General features: G+C 78.0%; 2 protein-coding genes. Both read left to right on the top strand.

All coding sequences use genetic code 11. The features are described from left to right. The first annotated feature begins 110 nt into the window (after nt 1-110). Nucleotides 111-635, top strand: coding sequence for a phage holin family protein (locus tag GTR00_RS18100; RefSeq protein ID WP_166612971.1), 525 nt, complete (start codon nt 111-113; stop codon nt 633-635). Nucleotides 636-646: 11 nt separating this feature from the next. After that, nucleotides 647-1,093: alpha/beta fold hydrolase (locus tag GTR00_RS23105; protein ID WP_205706127.1), on the top strand; the 447-nt coding region annotated here is incomplete at its 3' end.

Below are 1,093 nucleotides of genomic sequence, written 5' to 3'. Positions count from 1 at the left end.
CCGCCGGCGGCGACGCGCCCCGCGCGAGCGCACCCGCGCGCCCGCCACCGCCGCCCCGTAGGGTTCTCCCGGCACACCGGCACCGCGCGCGGTGGCAGCGAGGAGGACCCATGACAACCCTGGACCTGGGCGGCAGCGGGGCCACGGCGTCGAGCACGTCGGGGAGCCGGGCGGCGGGCGCGGCACCCACCGCCCCCGAGCGCACCGTCGGCCAGCTCGTGGCCGACGCCACCAAGGACGTCTCGGAGCTGGTGCGCTACGAGGTGGCGCTGGCCAAGGCCGAGATCACCGCCGACGTCAAGAACGGCGCCCTCGGCGGCGGCCTGTTCGCCGTGGCCGGCGTCTTCGGCCTCGTCGCGTTCGTCTTCCTCGGCATCACCCTCGCCTACGCCCTGCACGAGGGCGCCGGCTGGCCCGTGTGGCTGTCCTTCCTCGTCGTCGCCGTCCTGCTGCTCGTCGTCGCCGGCGGGCTCGCCGCCGTCGGGTTCGGCCGCGTGAAGAAGGTCGGCCCGCCGCGCCGCACCATCCGCTCCGCCAAGGAGACCGTCGCCGCCGTCAAGGCCGCCGCCTCCGGCAAGCCGGTCGCCAAGACCATCCCCGGCGCCTCCGCCGGTCGCGCCAGCATCGGCCGCTGACGCGGCGCGCCGTGGCCGCACCCGCCACCGACGTCTCGGCGGTCCTCGTCGAGGGGCCCTGGCGGCACCGCCTCGTCGCGGCCCACGGCGCGCGCTTCCACGTCGCCGAGCTCGGCGACGGCCCGCTGGTGCTGCTCCTGCACGACTTCCCGCAGTTCTGGTGGGCGTGGCGGGCCCAGCTCGTCGCGCTCGCCGCGGCGGGCTACCGGGCGGTCGCGATGGACCTGCGCGGCTACGGCGCCAGCGACAAGCCGCCGCGCGGCTACGACACGCCCACCTCGGCGGCCGACGCGGCGGCCCTGGTGCGCGCCCTGGGCGAGCGCGACGCCTTCGTCGTCGGCCACGGCGTCTCCGGCCGCACCGCGTGGGCGCTGCCCTCGCTGCACCCGCAGCAGGTGCGCGGCATCGCCGTCGTGGGCGCCGCGCACCCGCTGCTGTCGCGGCGGGTGCTCCTGGAG

Source organism: Kineococcus indalonis (assembly GCF_009906395.1).
Classification (GTDB): domain Bacteria; phylum Actinomycetota; class Actinomycetes; order Actinomycetales; family Kineococcaceae; genus Kineococcus; species Kineococcus indalonis.
Note: the sequence above shows the minus strand (reverse complement) of the source record. Positions and strands in the feature narration are given on the sequence as shown.

Excerpts from the sequence above, each read along its gene's own strand:
- GTR00_RS18100 (WP_166612971.1), top strand. The coding sequence starts at position 111 with ATGACAACCCTGGACCTGGGCGGCAGCGGGGCCACGGCGTCGAGCACG.